This is a genomic window from Paeniglutamicibacter cryotolerans, from assembly GCF_014190875.1.
Classification (GTDB): Bacteria; Actinomycetota; Actinomycetes; order Actinomycetales; family Micrococcaceae; genus Paeniglutamicibacter; species Paeniglutamicibacter cryotolerans.
This window is the reverse complement of record NZ_JACHVS010000001.1, coordinates 1,093,993-1,109,551: the sequence shown is the minus strand read 5'-3', so window position 1 is coordinate 1,109,551 and position 15,559 is coordinate 1,093,993. Positions and strand designations below refer to the sequence as shown.

The 15,559-nt window shown below is 69.8% G+C and carries 14 protein-coding genes; 7 read left to right on the top strand and 7 right to left on the bottom strand.

Going from position 1 to position 15,559, the window contains the following annotated elements:
* Complete coding sequence (locus tag E9229_RS05310; protein ID WP_183510232.1) at positions 1–489, top strand: MarR family winged helix-turn-helix transcriptional regulator; 489 nt, start codon at positions 1–3, stop codon at positions 487–489.
* Between the two features lie 16 nt (positions 490–505).
* On the opposite strand, the gene E9229_RS05305 is transcribed toward E9229_RS05310, so the two are convergent.
* Genes E9229_RS05305 through E9229_RS05280 form a run of 6 tightly spaced genes read right to left on the bottom strand, consistent with a single transcriptional unit; the run spans position 506 to position 7,416 of the window.
* Positions 506–1,720 (bottom strand): DUF6716 putative glycosyltransferase, encoded by a 1,215-nt coding sequence (locus tag E9229_RS05305; protein ID WP_183510230.1) that lies wholly within the window; start codon positions 1,718–1,720, stop codon positions 506–508.
* Entirely contained in the window at positions 1,717–2,745 is a 1,029-nt protein-coding gene (locus E9229_RS05300; protein WP_183510229.1) for a hypothetical protein, read from the bottom strand. The genes E9229_RS05305 and E9229_RS05300 overlap by 4 nt, the downstream gene beginning before the upstream one ends.
* Positions 2,746–2,748: 3 nt before the next feature.
* Complete coding sequence (locus tag E9229_RS05295) at positions 2,749–4,161, bottom strand: polysialyltransferase family glycosyltransferase (protein ID WP_183510228.1); 1,413 nt, start codon at positions 4,159–4,161, stop codon at positions 2,749–2,751.
* Positions 4,158–5,243, bottom strand: a complete 1,086-nt coding sequence (locus E9229_RS05290) for a glycosyltransferase family 2 protein (protein ID WP_183510227.1) — start codon at positions 5,241–5,243, stop codon at positions 4,158–4,160. The genes E9229_RS05295 and E9229_RS05290 overlap by 4 nt, the downstream gene beginning before the upstream one ends.
* A 23-nt stretch (positions 5,244–5,266) precedes the next feature.
* A complete protein-coding gene (locus E9229_RS05285) occupies positions 5,267–6,163 on the bottom strand; it encodes an N-acetylneuraminate synthase family protein (protein WP_183510226.1) in 897 nt (298 codons plus the stop codon).
* Complete coding sequence (locus E9229_RS05280) at positions 6,160–7,416, bottom strand: acylneuraminate cytidylyltransferase (protein ID WP_312855605.1); 1,257 nt, start codon at positions 7,414–7,416, stop codon at positions 6,160–6,162. The genes E9229_RS05285 and E9229_RS05280 overlap by 4 nt, the downstream gene beginning before the upstream one ends.
* 121 nt (positions 7,417–7,537) lie before the next feature.
* Here E9229_RS05280 and E9229_RS05275 point away from each other — a divergent pair, with 121 nt between their 5' ends.
* The 4 genes from E9229_RS05275 to E9229_RS05260 all read left to right on the top strand — a co-directional run bounded on the left by E9229_RS05275 (position 7,538) and on the right by E9229_RS05260 (position 12,393).
* Positions 7,538–8,986, top strand: coding sequence for a glycosyltransferase family 87 protein (locus tag E9229_RS05275; protein ID WP_183510223.1), 1,449 nt, complete (start codon positions 7,538–7,540; stop codon positions 8,984–8,986).
* Entirely contained in the window at positions 8,979–10,385 is a 1,407-nt protein-coding gene (locus tag E9229_RS05270; RefSeq protein ID WP_183510222.1) for a phytoene desaturase family protein, read from the top strand. The genes E9229_RS05275 and E9229_RS05270 overlap by 8 nt, the downstream gene beginning before the upstream one ends.
* An 84-nt stretch (positions 10,386–10,469) precedes the next feature.
* Positions 10,470–11,768: a sensor histidine kinase gene (locus E9229_RS05265; RefSeq protein ID WP_312855604.1), complete on the top strand. Its 1,299-nt coding sequence runs from the start codon at positions 10,470–10,472 to the stop codon at positions 11,766–11,768.
* Complete coding sequence (locus E9229_RS05260) at positions 11,761–12,393, top strand: response regulator (protein ID WP_183510221.1); 633 nt, start codon at positions 11,761–11,763, stop codon at positions 12,391–12,393. Before E9229_RS05265 ends, E9229_RS05260 begins: the two co-directional genes overlap by 8 nt.
* Here E9229_RS05260 and E9229_RS05255 read toward each other — a convergent pair.
* Positions 12,383–13,483 (bottom strand): CPBP family intramembrane glutamic endopeptidase, encoded by a 1,101-nt coding sequence (locus tag E9229_RS05255; protein WP_183510220.1) that lies wholly within the window; start codon positions 13,481–13,483, stop codon positions 12,383–12,385. The two genes, E9229_RS05260 and E9229_RS05255, sit on opposite strands and share 11 nt — an antisense overlap.
* 131 nt (positions 13,484–13,614) lie before the next feature.
* Here E9229_RS05255 and E9229_RS05250 point away from each other — a divergent pair, with 131 nt between their 5' ends.
* Both E9229_RS05250 and E9229_RS05245 read left to right on the top strand, forming a co-directional pair.
* Positions 13,615–14,841, top strand: coding sequence for a sensor histidine kinase (locus tag E9229_RS05250; protein WP_183510219.1), 1,227 nt, complete (start codon positions 13,615–13,617; stop codon positions 14,839–14,841).
* On the top strand, positions 14,829–15,497 hold the full coding sequence (locus tag E9229_RS05245; protein WP_183510218.1) for a response regulator: 669 nt from the start codon (positions 14,829–14,831) through the stop codon (positions 15,495–15,497). Before E9229_RS05250 ends, E9229_RS05245 begins: the two co-directional genes overlap by 13 nt.
* The last annotated feature ends 62 nt before the right edge of the window (positions 15,498–15,559 follow it).

Below are 15,559 nucleotides of genomic sequence, written 5' to 3'. Positions count from 1 at the left end.
ATGAGCGACACTAACGAGGCTGTGCAATGGCTGAACTCCGAAGAACGCGAGACCTGGCTGCATTTCAGGCAGCTGCTATGGCAGTTTCCCGCGGCGCTCGACCGGCAATTGATGCGTGATTCAAGTTTGTCCACGGGAGAGTACTCGGTGCTCGCCGCACTTTCACAAGACACCTGTGGCGCCCTGCGCGCCGGGGAACTGGCGCGGGAGCTGGGGTGGGAACGCAGCCGTATCTCGCATCTGGTGCGCCGGATGGAGGCCAAGGGGCTGCTCCGACGCCGTGCCATCGAGGGCGACGGGCGCGGGGCCGACCTGGTCCTCACGGAGCAGGGCCGGGAAATGATCGACGCCGCCGCTCCCGACCACGTGCGATTCGTCCGCTCCACGCTCTTTGACGTGCTCAGCCGGGAAGAGGCCCTCGCCCTGGGCGACATGCTCCAACGGGTCGGGGACGCCGCCCGCGCATCGGGCCTGCCGGAGTGCAAGTAAAGGGGCCGGCGGACCCCTAAATTCCCTGCAGCATCCGCCGCAACCGGCGCACCGCACGCAGTGCGGGCCGCGGCAGCGCTGTGCGGACCTTTGCCTTGCGGGAGATGCCGGCGGCCAGGGCGATCCGCTCCGGGGCGATCCGGAATCCGGAACCGGCGGCCCGCAGGGCAAGCGAGCGCAGCGCGGCCTCCGGCTCGACGTCGGCGGCATGGAAGTAGTTTTCCCGCAGCCAGGCGGTCCCCGGCCGGCCGAAATCCATGGCCGCCGCGTCGTCGAGGGTTCCCAGCAGTCCGCTGCCCTCGAATACCGCGTTGAGCAGCCGCTGGTTGACGCCGAAGTCGGACAGGATCAGCGTGCGCAGGCCCCGGTCCAGCGATTCCAGCGCCGCGGTGGAGGAGACGGTGGCCAGCGCCGTGCCCGGGGTCAACAGCGCTGCCATCGACCCGGCCCGGAAGCGCACCCGGGACGATGCGAGCCGACCGCTGCGCAACAGCTCGTCGTGCAGTTCGTCGTAGGGGAACGGCTCGAGGTGGGTCTGCGGTTCGCCCGGCCAGGCACGTACCTTGACCAGCACCTCCACCTGCGGGTTCAGCCGCGAGGCGCGGTCCAGTGCCAGCAGCAGCTGCTCGCGTTCCGCCTTCGCCGACGGGACCTTGGCCTGCGCGGCGAAAACCAGCCGGGTGACGGGTGCCGGGTCCGGTGCCGGAAAGCCGCGTGAATGCAGGAACGGGAGCTTGGCGACCAGGATCCGTTCGGGGGCCGCCGTTCCCAGCTCGGCACATAGTCCGGAGAAGGCCTCGGCCTCGGCATGGCTGTGGGTGATGAAGGCATCGGCCAGGGAGCGGAAGCGCATCGCCTTCTTGGTGGCCGGCAGGGCGACTCCGGGCAGCGCCGAGACTAGGGCGCTGCGTCGGATTCCGTCGGGTGCGGCGGCGGTGATCCGGGCAAAGAGCTCCTGCACTATCGGACCGGTGGCGGCGGCGAAGACGACTCCTGAGCCCCGCAATGCCTGCGGCAGGGCGCCCATGGGCAGGATCCTCGGGTTGATGCCCTCCATGAAGGTGCCCAGTGTGGCGGCACCCAGCTGCTCGGTGGTGGGCAGCAGCGGGCTGCGCACCAGCAGAACCTTGCGGTCCCAGCCCGGGCCCAGTTTTTCCAGGGTGGCGCAGGCCAGTTTCAGGTAGGAGTCGCTGTCGGCGACGGCTGTGATCACGGGGCGGGTGGTGTTCATGGTCCCTCTTCCTGAAGTGATGTGCTCAAGTGTTCGCGCAGTCCCGGGGCCGCTTCATCGGTCCACCAGTGGTCCGGCACCGCGCGTCCCTCGACGCGGACCCCGTTCGGGCGCAGCAGCAGCCGCAGCGAGGGCAACACGGTGGATGGAAGCGCCCGCACCGTCTGCCCGGTGCGCAGGCCGCGCAGGCGCATCTCTACCGGGATGGTGTGCGCATGTAGGGTGATCAGCGGGTTCCGGGCCAGCTCGGACAGGAAACCGGGCCGCTCCCGGCGGTGCGGGAAGTAGGCCAGCGGTCCGTCGGCGCACAGCCCGTTGACCCAGTGCAGGTACGGGCCGGGGTCGATCAGCCCGTCGGCTGCCAGCGCCGAACCGACGACGAGCGTGCGCTGGTGGAAGTGTTCGGCCACTGGTTGGGTTCCGAGCCATTCGAAGCGGTGCCGTTCCAGGTGGCCGCCGAGCTCCCGGAACCGGGCCTCGAGCCCGGCTTCCACTGGAAGCGCCGTGAAGACCAGGAGCCGTCCGGTGCGGGCCAGCGCCCGCATCCGGTACCAGGCGGCAAGGCCCAGGGCCGAACGGGCTGGGTTGGCCGCGGACCGTTGGCGCACCAGCGGGGTGGGTTCGTTGGCGCACAGGGTGCGCAGCAGGCTCCGCGTGACCAGTCCGTCATCGATCACCACCACCTCGCGCACGGCCAAGCGGCCCAGTAGTGCCTGCTGGAACTTGCCCGAGTACGCGTCCCCGGTGACCCAGCGGTCGATCTCGGGCACTGCGGGGGAGGGGAGCGCCAGCGAATGCCGGGCGAATTCGATGCCCGCCGGCGCGCTGGAGATCAGCGTGCGCAGCGTCGCATCCAGCCCGGTGCCCCCGCCGCGCGGGTGGATCCGGGTGCTGGTGCCCAGCAGCCCGGCGCCGTGGGCCTCGATGGCCGACAGCAGCTGCAGCGGAGATTCGACCCAGGCCTCGGCGCGGCCGAAGCGCGGCCGGGTGACCTCGGTCGGGGCGGGGAGGATGCGGGCCGCCATGGACTATGGGCGGATCTTCGAGGCGGCCCGGTCCAGGGAACCGGCCAGGGCCTGCAGCGTGGTGGTGCGGGCGCAGCGTGCCGCCCGCCGCGCCTCGCGCGCCAGCTGCCCCGCTGTGGCGAGCTGCCCGACCGGTACCGGTGGTGCGGCTACCGGCAGCCGCACCACCGGTTCCAGCGCCCCGGGCAGTCCAAGCGCGGTGAGCCGGCGTCGCTTGAAATACACCGGGATGTCCCGGGGATTCCGGGCCAGGAAGGCGCTTGCGGTTCCGCGCAGCCCGGGCAGCCGCTGGGCCTGCATGCAGTAGGCCACGGTATCGGCCAGTTCCTGCAGCCGCCCCGGATGGGACGGATCGGTGGCGATCGGTGCGCAGATTCCCTGGACGAAGAGCGCATGGATGAGCGTCAACGGGATCCGGTTGCTGTTTTGGTACGGCGCGAGCTCCCGCAGCAGCCCCGCCGTGCCGACGGCTTCAACCCGGATGCCGAACAGGTAGGCGGCGGTGGCCAGGCCGGTGGAGAACGCGCTGACCACCAGCGCCGGACGCAGCCTCACCAGCAGCGCCTCGGCCAGCATCGGCGAATCGATGATGTGCAGGGCGATGCCCAGCTCCCGGGCATCGGCAGCCAGCCGGGTCGCTGCTCCGGGACCGGCGCTGGGGTGCGCCTTGAAATAGACATCGGTGATGCCGCGGTCGGCGGCGGCGAGCATGTCCCGATGCAGCGAGGCCTCCTGGCCGGTGTCGATCAGGCCCAGTCCGGCCAGGTACTGGCCGAGCACCAGCGCGCCACCGCCGTCCGGGGATCCCGGACCGGGGAGCGGCGAATCGTCGGCGGCTGCCAGCTGCTCGAAGACGGCGCGCAGGTACCCGGCGGGTACGGCGCGAAGCAACGGATCGTGTTCGTGCAGCAGCGCAGGCAGCAGACCCGGGACCAGGTCGACGTAGATCAACGCGTCGAGCCGCTGGGCGAGCTGCCGCGGCAGCTCGTTGCGGGTGGGCCCGTAGGACATCAGCCCGTCCGAATGCACGGTGATGCCCGCCGTGTGGAAAATCCGGCAGAGCGCGACGGCCGGGTTGACCTGGATGGATTCCACCACCAGGTCGACCGGGCCGGTACCCAGGGCCCAATGTGAACGTAACAGGCCCTGCCACATCGGCAGATCCTCGGTGCGCGGGTCGAAGTGCGCGGGGCGCCGGGGCAGCAGGAGGTCGGTGAGGTCGACATGCCTCTCGAAGCGCGAAGCCAACAGCTCGAAGCCGCAACCGTCCTGGATCCGCCCGCTCAACTCCGGGGTGGCGGCGCCGTTGGCGAGCACCAGCACCCGGTCCCGGTCGTCGGTGAACGCGCCGGCATCGATCATCGCGGCCAGCGAGGCCACCTGGTAGAGCGTGGAGGCAACCAGCAGCCGGGTCATGGAAGGGTCCTGATCTGTTCGGGGGAGGGACCGGGCGCGCCGAGAACCACCGGCATCCGGCGGGGGGCGGGCGCCGGCGCCGTCGGCTCCCGGTACTGGTGCAGGCCAGCGGCCGTCCCCGCGGGGCACAGCGGCAGCAGCTGCGCCCGGCGCCGGGGGTCCAGCGCCGCCAAGCCGTCCACCAGCCGGATCTTCGGCAGGCCGGCCAGCGAGGTGCGCAGCACCCGGTGCAGGGAGGTGCAAAGGTCATCGGACTGGCCCGGGCGGTTCAGGTGGTGGCAGCCGATGGCCAGGAACTGGCGCACCGCCTTGGGCCATAGTGCCCCGGCGTCCGGGTCGGACGCCAGCAGCGCAAAGAGCTTGGCGTATACGGGGGCGAAGTCCAGTTGGCGCTCGTCGTGGACCTGCGTGAGCGAACCGGGCAGTCCGCGCCGGTAGAAGATGCCCGGGGCATCGATCACCGCGTAGGAGCGGGCACTCAGGTGCAGCTTCCAGATCCACAGCCGGTCCTCGGCGGTGTGCGTGTCGGGTTCGAAGTACGGGCCCATGGCTTCCAGCGCCGTGCGCCTGTAGAGCCCGGCCCACACGAAGCAGTAGTCGACCATGGAGGCGGCCTCGATCGGGCCGATGTCCGAGCGTGGATCGAGCACCGTGGAGGTGCGGGCCTGCGGCGGATGGTGCAGCGTGCGCTTGGACCCGGCAACCCGCACGTGGCCGAACCGCACGAAGTCCACGTTCAGTTCCAGCAGCTCATCGGCGGCCCGCGCCAGCTGGCCCGGGGCCAGCCAGTCGTCGGGGTCGAGGAACCCGATCAGCTCCCCGGTGGCGGCTGCCAGGCCCGCATTGCGGGCGTTGGAGACGCCGGTGGGCACCTCGTTGCGCAGGATCCGCAGCCCGGGGAGGCGCTGCGCGAACGCGGCAGCCAGCTCCCCGGTGCCGTCAGTTGAACCGTCATCCACCACCAGGACCTCCAGGCCGTACCGGTCATCGGCCGCCGCAGTGAGGGAGGACAGGGCATCGCAGATGTACGGGGCCTGGTCCCGGGCGGGGACGATGATGCTGATCCGGACCGGGTGCTCCATGGTGATGGCGTTGTCCTTCCCGCTCAGGCGTCGACGCGGCGCAGCCGCGAGAGCGGGGCCAGCTCGCCCGGAAAGACGCGCTTGACCCCGTCGCCCATGGCGGTCTCCAGGATCCGGATATCCCGGATCAGCGCTTCGAAGCCCTTGGGCTCCAGCGACGATGCCTGGTCCGAGCCCCACATGGTCCTATCCAGGGTGATGTGGCGTTCGACGGTGACGGCGCCCAGCGCGACGGCGGCAAGGGAGATCTGCAGGCCGCGCTCGTGCCCGGAATAGCCCACCGGCACCCGGTAGCGTTCGCGCAACGTCTCGATGGTGCGCAGGTTGGCCTCCTCAGGAGGCAGCGGGTAGGTGGAGGTGGCGTGCATGAGCACCAGGTTGTTGGTGCCCAAAGTCTCCACCGCGGCATCGATCTGCTCGATCGTGGACATGCCGGTGGAGAGGATGATCGGCTTGCGTGTTTCGGCCAGGGCACGCAGCAGCTCCAGGTCGGTGACCGAGGCCGAGGCGACCTTGTGCGTCACCACGCCCTGTTCCTCCATGAAGTGAACCGAGGGCACGTCCCAGGGGGAAGCGAAGGCGTGCAGGCCCAGGTTCGCCGCGTAGCGGATCAGGTCCCGGTACTGCGCGGCATCGAATTCGACCCGGTAGCGGTAGTCCAGGTATGTCATCTCGCCCCAAGGCGTGGAGCGGATCTTGGAGCGCATGTCCATCGGCGTGGAGATCTCCGGGGTGCGCTTCTGGAACTTCACCGCGTTGGCGCCGGCGGCGGCTGCCACGTCGATCAGCTGCTTGGCGATTTGCAGGTCTCCGTTGTGGTTGATGCCGATCTCGCCGATGACGTAGACGGAACGGTTGGTGCCCAGGACCGCATCGCCGATGGCGACGGGTGCGATGGCGGGGATGGCTGTGATGCTCATGATGCGTTTCCTCTTCCTAGGGGTCCGGGGGCGAACGCCTCCGGGGTACTGTCCGGGTGGGTGGTCTGGGTGGTCTGGGCGGCGCGGGTGGACAGGATCAGCTCGGCGGCTTCGCGCACCGCGCCGTCCCCGCCGTTGCGCTCCAGCACGTGGCGGGCGGCTGCGCGCGCCTCGGGCCGGGCATCGGCGACAGCCAGCGGCCAGCCGACCAGCGCCATGGCGCCGATATCGTTCACGTCATTGCCCAGGTAGGCGACGCGGGCCGGGTCCAGGGCCCTCTCGGCCATCCAGTCGCGCAGCGCGGTGGCCTTGTCGGTGATGCCCTGCAGGACCGGGATGCGCAGCTTCGCCCCGCGGGCAGCAACCACCGGATTGGTTTCGGTGGACAGGATCAGCTGCCTGATCCCGGCGGCCCGCAGCCGGGCCACGCCCATCCCGTCGGAGCGCGAGACGGACACCGACTCGGTGCCGTCCTGGCCCAGCAGCGCCGTGTCGTGGGTATGGACCCCGTCGAAGTCGGTGACCAGCGCGTCGACCTCGAGCGCCGGCGCCCGGTGCCCCGGGGCCCGGTCGGCGGCCATGTCGGCGAGGGCCCGGGCCAGGAGCAGGTCGTCCTCCGCATCGATGTCCAGCGCCGTGGCGGCGGGGACCTCGTGCATCGCCAGGGTGCCGAAGAAGCGGTGCCGGTGCTCCAGGAACCCGGACACGTCCATCACATAGAACGCCCCGGTTTCGCGGAAGCGCGGTGCGCGGTCCTGGCGCCGCGGTCGATGGGCCGCGTCGTGGCCCAGGGCGATGGCCCCGACGGGACCCGGCGCCCAATGGAAACCGTGGTCCGGTGCGACGGCGAAGCAGACGTCGGCCCGTTTCGCGGTGACGGTGGCGATGGCCGCCTCGAGGCCGGCCGGATCGATGAAGGGCGAGGTGCACTGCAGCAGCACGATGAGATCGGGCCGCCTGGTGCTCACGTGCAGGGCATGCAGCAGGACCGATTCGCTACTAGCGGCATCACCGGCAATCTCTGCCGGGCGGTCGATCACTGCGGCACCGTGGGCGAGGGCCTCGGCCTTGATCCCGGGATGATCCGTGCTGACCACCACGTCGCTGACTGACGGGGTGGCAAGCGCCGATCCGATGGCCCGGGCCAAGAGCGTGCTCCCGCCGATCCTGCTCAGGTTCTTCAGCGGGACGCCCTTGGATCCTCCACGTGCGGGGATCACCACCAGGGTCTGCGGTGCTTCATTCGTGCTCACAAGAAGGACGCTACGCAGCGATTCCAACGTGCTGGCCACCGGTGGGTGAACAACGGGTGAGCGGGGCATGTCGTTTCGCCGCGGACACCCGCCGACAGTGCCGCCCGATAGGCTGAAACACATGCCAGAGAACACCGCCGTCCCGGAGCCCCGCCGCGGACCGGTCCGCATCACCGTGCCGACCCGCAACGACCCGTTGCTGCGCCAGCTCACCGAGGTGGTGGGCGGCCCGCTGGGCCGGCATACCGACCCGGGCCGGGTGACCCCCGGATTCTGGCGCATCGAGCGCGTGCTGATCCTGCTGACCGGCATCGCGGCGATCCTCGCGGTGCTCTCCAAGAACATGTGCCGGCTCTACGGCTGGGGCGGGGAGAACTCCTACCAGTGGGCCTGCTATTCGGACTGGGCAGCGCTCTTCCACGCCCGCGGTTTCGCCGACAACGCGTTCGCCCCCTTTGCCGCCGGCGCGCAATTCGAATATCCGGTCCTGATGTCTGTCGTCGCCTCTTTGACCGCTGCGCTGGTACCGGCGGGGAACTACGACCGCACGCTGGCGTTCTACGACCTGAACGTGTTCTTCGCCGTGCTGCTCTGGTTTGTCGTGGTGATAGCCACCGCGCGCAGTGCCGGTCGGCGGCCATGGGATGCCGCCATGGTGGCGCTCGCGCCGGGGATCATCCTGGCCTCGACGATCAACTGGGACATGTGGGCGGTGATGTTCCTGGCCCTGGCCATGCTGGCCTGGTCGCGCAACATGCCGTTCGTGGCGGGTGTCCTGGTCGGGCTGGGCACCGCCATGAAGCTCTACCCGGTGCTCTTCTTCGGCGCCGTCATCGTGCTGGCGATCCGCAGCGGACGGCTGCGCCCGCTCTGGCTCTCGCTCGCAGGGGCGGCCGTGGCCTGGGTTGGCGTGAACCTTCCCGCGGCGATCGCCAACTTCGATTCGTGGAGCTACTTCCTGACCTTCACCGGGGACCGCGGTGCCGGGCTGTCCTCGATCTGGCACGCCTGGAACCTCACGGCCGCCGTGGTGCCCGGGATGCCATCGCTGGATGCCTCCATGATCAACGTGCTCGCCTTCACCCTGTTCTTCCTTTCCTGCGTCGGCGTGCTGGTGTTGGGCCTGGTCGCGCCGCGGCGTCCGCGCTTCGCGCCGCTGCTCTTCCTGATCGTTGGCGCCTTCATCCTGTTCAACAAGGTCTATTCCCCGCAATTCGTCATCTGGCTGGTGCCGCTGGCGGCGCTGGCCTGGCCGCGCTGGCGCGACTTCCTGGTGTGGCAGCTGATTGAGGTGCTGCACTTCTGGGCGATCTGGATGTACCTGTACGCCGAAACGGCGGACATCCAGGCCTCGAACACCTTCCCTCCGTCGTTCTACGTCTTTGCCGTGCTGGGCCACATGATTGCCACCGGCTACCTGATGTACCGGGTGGCACACTCGATCATGAACCCCGATTTCGACCCGGTGCGCCGGGTCGGGCAGGACGATCCACAGGCCGGCCCCTTCGCTGGCGCGGCGGACAGGTTCACCTGGCCGCTCAAACGCCGGAGCGTGGGCGCCGATGGCTGATGTGGCAGTCATCGGAGCCGGCCCCAACGGCCTGGCCGCTGCACTGACCCTGGCCCGCGCCGGACTTTCGGTGCGGCTGATCGAACGAAACAGCCAGGTCGGAGGCGCCGCCCGGACGCTGGAACTCGGATACCCCGGGGCCGTCCACGACGTGGGTTCGGCCGTGCACCCGATGGCGCTGGCCTCCCCGTACTTCACCGAGATCGGGCTGCGCGAGCGGGTCGATTTCGTGGTGCCCGCACTCTCTTTCGCGCACTCGCTGCCCGGGGGCCGGGCGGCACTTTCCTGGCGCGAGCTCGACCGAACGGTAGCGGGGCTCGGTGCCCAGGGGCCCGGCTACCGCCGGCTGCTCGGGCCGATCGTGGAACGGATCGACGCCACCGCAGACACGCTGATGCACGAGCTGCTCAGGATCCCGCGGCATCCGGCGGCGCTCGCCGTCTTCGGGGTGCGTGCCGCTGCGCTGATGGTCCCCGGGCCGGGCACCGGCGAGTCATCGGCGGCGCTGCTCGCCGGGCTCAGCGCCCATGCCGCAGGCGGCGGTCGCGGCCCGGCGTCCACCGGTGCCGGGCTCTTCCTGGGCGCCACGGCGCATGCCGGCGGCTGGCCCATTCCCGTCGGCGGGTCCCAGGCCATCTCGAACGCGCTGGCTGCAATGCTGGTGCTGGCCGGTGGCAGCATCGAGCTGGATACCGAGGTGCGCCACCTGGCCGAGGTCGGGGAACGGGTCGTCCTGTTCGACACCTCGCCCGAGGCGCTCGCCGAGATCGCCGCACCCGTGCTGCCCGAACGCTATGCGCGGGCACTGCGGTCAACCCGGCGGCCACCGGGCTCCTGCGTGGTGCACTACGTGCTCAACGCCCCGGTTCCGTGGTCCGTACCGGAACTCGCCGACGCGGGCACCATCCACCTGGGCGGAACAGCGTCCATGGTGCGGCGCGAGGAACGCCGCGTGCGCACCGCCATCTCCCGCGCACCCTATGCGATAGTGTCCCAGCCCAGCCGGTTCGACCCCTCCCGCGCGCCGGCGGGACAGCACGTGCTCTGGGCCTACTGCCATGTGCCCAATGCGGATCCGAGCGACATGGGCGCGATCATGACCGCCCAGATCGAGGCCGTCGCGCCGGGCTTCGCCGATACGGTGCTGCATGCCGAGGTGGTCACGGCGCCCGGGCTGCAGGCGCAGAACCCGAATCTGGTCGGCGGGGATATCTCCGGCGGGGCCACCGACCTGCTGGGCATGGTGCGGCGCCCGGTGCTGTCGGCCGACCCGTGGAAGACCCCGGCGAAGGGCATCTACCTGGCCTCCAGCTCCACCCCGCCGGGCCCCGCCGTGCACGGCATGAACGGCCACCTGGCAGCCAAGAGCGCGCTGCGCCGGGAGTTCGGAATCCGCTGAGCCGCTTTCCCCGGCCCGCAGCGGCAGAGAATTCAACCCTTTGGTTGATTCCCCCGCTACCGTGCCCGAACTAGGCTGGGTGGTGTGACTACCTCCGTGTCCCGGCCGCGTAAGATGCCGGATTCGTTGCCCGCTCCCGGGACCGCCGGCGCCATGGTGCTGCGGGTCCTGCGCGTCGGACTCCACGTGAGCTTCGCCGTGCTGTTGGGCATTGGGCTGCTCGGGGTCCTCGGCTCCGGGGAATCGGCGGTCCGGCGGGTCACCGTGGTGGTGCTCAGCGGACTGCTGGCAGCGCTCTATCTGGCCGGAACGCTGCGCGAGAAACGCCATGCCGCGGGCCTGGCCGCCCATCCGGGCCGCTGGGCCATCTGGTGGCTCGGCGGGGTGGTGGTCCTCTGGGTCATCCTGCTCTACCTCAGCTCCGGTTTCGCCTGGCTCGCATTCCCGCTCTTCTTCCTGCATTTGCACATCCTGGGCCTGCGCCATGCGCTGTTCGCCGTGGTGCTGCTGACCGCGGTCGACATCGCCGGCGGCTGGTACCACTCGGGTTCGCTCAGTCTGGCCCAGGTGCTGGGCCCGGCGCTCGGCGCGGTCTTCGCCGTGATCATGGGCATGGCCTACCGGGCGCTCTACCAGGAGGGCGTGAACCAGCGCCTGGCTCTGGCAGAGCTGCGCGAGACGCGTGCGGCGCTCGCCGAGCAGGAACGCCGGGCCGGAACCCTTTCCGAACGCGCCCGGTTGGCCCGGGAAATCCATGACACGCTCGCCCAGGGGCTCTCCAGCATCGTGCTGGTCTCCCGTGCCGCCAGCGCCGCACTGGAATCTGGAAACACCGACCTGGCGGCGCAGCGGCTGGAAACCATCGGGCAGACAGCCGCCGAGAACCTCGCCGAGGCCCGCGGATTCGTGCGCGGGCTCTCGGGCGATGCGGCCCAGGAGGGCTCGCTGGCCGCGGCGCTCGAGCGGCTGTGCGCCGCGACGGAACGCAATGTGCGTGCAGCGGGCGGTGAACTCGAATGCAGCTTCGCGCAGGACGGAACGGCGCGCGGGCTTCCCGAGCCGGTTGCCGAGGCACTGCTGCGTGCAGCCCAGTCCGGCCTGGCCAATATCGCCTCCCACGCAGGAGCCTCCCGCGCCGTGCTCAGCCTGGGCTACCTGCCCGATGCCGTCACCCTCGACGTGTTCGACGACGGCATCGGACTCGACACAGCCGCGCTGCCGCGGGGTCCGCGCGCCGACGGGACCGGCTACGGCCTGGCCGGCCTGCGTGAACGCCTGGCTCCGTTCGAGGGAACACTGGAGATTGAATCGACCCCCGGCGAGGGAACGGTCATTGCCGTGCGAATCCCGCTGCCCGCCACCGAAGGAGTTCCCCATGGATAGCTTGCAGGTCCTGTTGGTCGATGACCATCCCGTGGTCCGGGCCGGCTTGCGTGCCGTCTTGACCGAACAGGGCGGGCTGCTGGTGCTGGCCGAGGCCTCCGACGGGGCCGATGCCATCGCCCAGCTCGCCCGGCTGCGGACCCTGGGCGAACGCGTCGACGTGGTGCTGATGGACCTGCAGATGGAAGGCATGGACGGGGTCCAGGCCACTGCCCGGATCACCGCCGCCGGCGGGCCGCCGGTGCTCATCCTGACCACCTATGATTCGGATGCCGACATCAGGGCGGCGCTCGAGGCGGGAGCGGCGGGCTACCTGCTCAAGGACGCCCCGCTGGCTGAACTCGTCGCCGCGGTGCGGGCTGCGGCCGATGGCAAGCAGGTGCTCGCTGCCGGTGTAGCGGCACGCATGGCACCGGGGGAGCGCGATGCGGCGGAGCTGAGCCCGCGCGAACTCGAACTGCTGGCGCTGCTGGCCCGCGGGATGAGCAACAAGGAGATCGCCCGGGAGCTGTTCATCTCCGAATCAACGGTCAAGACACACCTGATCCACATCTACTCCAAGCTCGCCGTCGATAACCGTACCGCGGCCATCGACCGGGCCCGGGCGCTGCGGCTTATCCGCTGACGGCCGGCCGCTGCCACGGAGCCGGCCGCAGTTTCCCGGGTTCCGGCTCGCGTAGGCGGGCGATCTTGCGGCGTGTCGCGACGTGCACCACGACCCACACATAGGCGCCCATGGTGAGTGCGGAGGCGATCAGCGAGGGCAGGCTGCCCGCCTTGGCATTCACATCGGCCAGCGCCACTGCGCCGAGTCCGAAGATCACCACATTGTTCACGATGTGCAGCCCGAGGGCCGCCTCCAGCCCTCCGGTCCGCCAGGAAATCCAGCCCGCCGCCAGCGCGAAGAGGCCCACGTCGAGTTGTCCATAGAGATCGTAGTCGTGGCCGAACACGAACAGTGGGATCGGCAGCGCGATGGCGAAGGCCGGGTGGCGCAGCCAGCCGCCGATGCACTGCATCAGGTAGCCGCGGAACACGTACTCCTCTGCCGCGGCCTGGACCGGCACGAGCAGCAGGGTGAGCCCGATCATCAGCCACATCCGGCCCGACCCGAACTCCGGTGCGAAGGGCTCGCCCTGGATCGTGCCGATGATGAAGCTGATGGTGTAGCTCACGGCCATCACGCCCAGGGCCATGGCCAGGCAGCAGCCCAGCCAGCCCCAGCGCAGCCTTCCGGCGACGGAGGAGAGCAGGCCCGTGGGCCGGGCCCCGAGGATGCGCGTGGCCAGCAGGATCGCCGGCAGCATCAGGATGATCGTGCCCAGGGACAGGACGAAAACCAGTGGATTCGTCATGTCCATGTTCAACAGGGCGTCATCGAGTCCGGCCAGCTGCCCGGCGAAAACCGGGTTGAGCAGGGCGGCGAAGAACCCGGCCAGCGTCAGCAGGAACAGGGCTCCCACATACAGGCCGACGGCGATCAAGCCCACCAGCAGCGGTTTGTACCAGCGGTATCCCGCCCAGGCGCGGCCCAATCGGTGGTAGGGCAGCGGTCCAGCCGGATTCCTGGTCCTCGGCGGCGCCGGTGGTGCCTGGTGGTAGGCCGGGGGCTGCTGGTAGCCGGGAACCTGCCAGGGGGCCGGTGTCGCGGGCTGTCCGCCGTTCAATTCGGGCGGCGGTCCGGCCGGTGCCGGGAACCCGTTTTCAGTGCTCATGGATCAATTCTTCAACAGTACGGCGCCCCGGGCATCGATCTTCCGGATCATCTTTTGCCGCCGTCGGGACGGTGCCATCTGGTTCTTTCGGCCGATGCCGGTAGGAGCACCGGCTCGATAACATGGGATAAATGAGCACTGAACCAGCAACGACTCCCGCGGCGGCCCTTCCGCGCCGTCTCTGGGGAGGTGCCTGGCGCCTGGTCCTGGCGCTGTCCGTGGGGATGACGGCCTTTGCCCTGGCCCATGGGGTGGAACCGGAGCTGGGAGCCGGCGGGAGCACCGGGGGCTGGATCGCACTGGACATGCTGTTCGGGGTGTTCCTTCTGGTCCTGTACCCCCTGCGCCACCGTTTCCCGATGCCCGTGAGCCTGGCCATCGGTGCAATGTCCGGATTCTCCGCACTCGGGGCCGGACTTGCGATGATGGCGGTGATTTCGCTGGCGACCCGGCGCCGGGTCGGGGAAATCGGTGTTGTCTCGGCCGTCTTCGTTGCATCGGCGCTCACCGCGGAGCAGATCGTGTTCCCCGGTTCGCAGGACCCCTGGTGGCTGATGCTGGTGATCATGATGGTGGGCACCGGAGTCCTGATCCTCATCGGCCTGTACCTCGGTGGCCGCCGGCAATTGCTGGTCACGCTGCGTGAACAAGCGGCCGGTTCGCTGCGCGAACAGCGGGCCCAGCTGGATGCCGCACGCGCCAACGAGCGGACCCGCATCGCCCGGGAAATGCACGACGTGCTGGCCCACCGCCTCTCCCTGGTGGCGCTGCACGCCGGTGCGCTCGAGTACCGCAGCGATCTGGGGCCCGGCCGGACCAGGGATGCCGCCGGGGTGATCCGGGAGAACGCGCATCTGGCGCTGGGTGAACTGCGCGAGGTGCTGGGCCTGCTGCGCACCGAATCCATCGGCTCCGCCGTCGAGGTGTCGCTGCCGCAACCCTCGCTGGCCGACCTCGGGCGGTTGCTCGATGAGAACCGGGGGGCCGGAACCGTGGTGGGACTGTCGCTGCCTGTCGAGCTGGAAGCGGATCCGGTGCTGCTGCCCGAAGCCACCGGCCGACACCTCTACCGGATCATCCAGGAGGCCCTGACCAATGCCCGGCGCCATGCCCCCGGAGCGCCGGTGTCGGTGACGCTCGGCGTTCGTCCGGTCGGACGCGTCACGGTGCGTGTGGAAAACCCGTTGGTATCGGCCGCGGGATCGGAAGTCGCCGGGCGGAGGAGCATGGCACCGCCCTCCGGCCTGGGCCTGGAAGGACTCGCCGAACGGGCCGAACTCGCTGGCGGGAAACTGGAAGCCGGCCCCGATGCCGACGATCGATTCGTGCTGGAGGCCTGGCTGCCATGGAAGAACTGAAATCCCCGGTACGGGTGCTGCTGGTCGACGATGAAACGCTCGTCCGCGTCGGATTGAGGCTGATCCTCGAGGGCGACCCGGGAATCAGCATCGTCGGTGAATGCGGCGACGGACGGCAGGCGCTGGATGCCGTCAGCGCCACGGCACCCGATGTGGTGCTGATGGATATCCGGATGCCGGTGCTCGACGGGCTCGAGACCTGCAAAGTCCTGCTCGAACGCGATCCGGGGCTCAGGATCCTGATGCTGACCACTTTCGACGCCGATGACATGGTGATACGGGCACTGACGAGCGGTGCCGCGGGATTCCTGCTCAAGGACACGCCACCGGCCGAGCTGGTCGCAGCCGTCCACCAGGTGGCGTCCGGCCGGCCGATGCTGTCCCCCTCGGTGACCCGGCAGCTCATCGATGCCCTCACCCGCAGGGCCCCGGATCCCGGTCAGGCCGAGGCGCGCCAACGGATCGCCAGGCTCACCGAACGGGAGTCCGAGATCGCCCGGGCCATCTCCGAAGGGATGACCAACGCGGAGATTGCGGCACTGCATTTCATCAGCCTCTCCACCGTCAAGACGCATATCGGCCGGATCCTGGAGAAGCTGCCCGCCGACAACCGGGTGCAAATCGCCTTGTGCCTGCATGCGGCGGGAATCGGCTAGCTGCGGGTGGCCCGTTTCGTTGTCCGCACCCTGCCTGCATGGCTACCGTTAAGACATCAGCG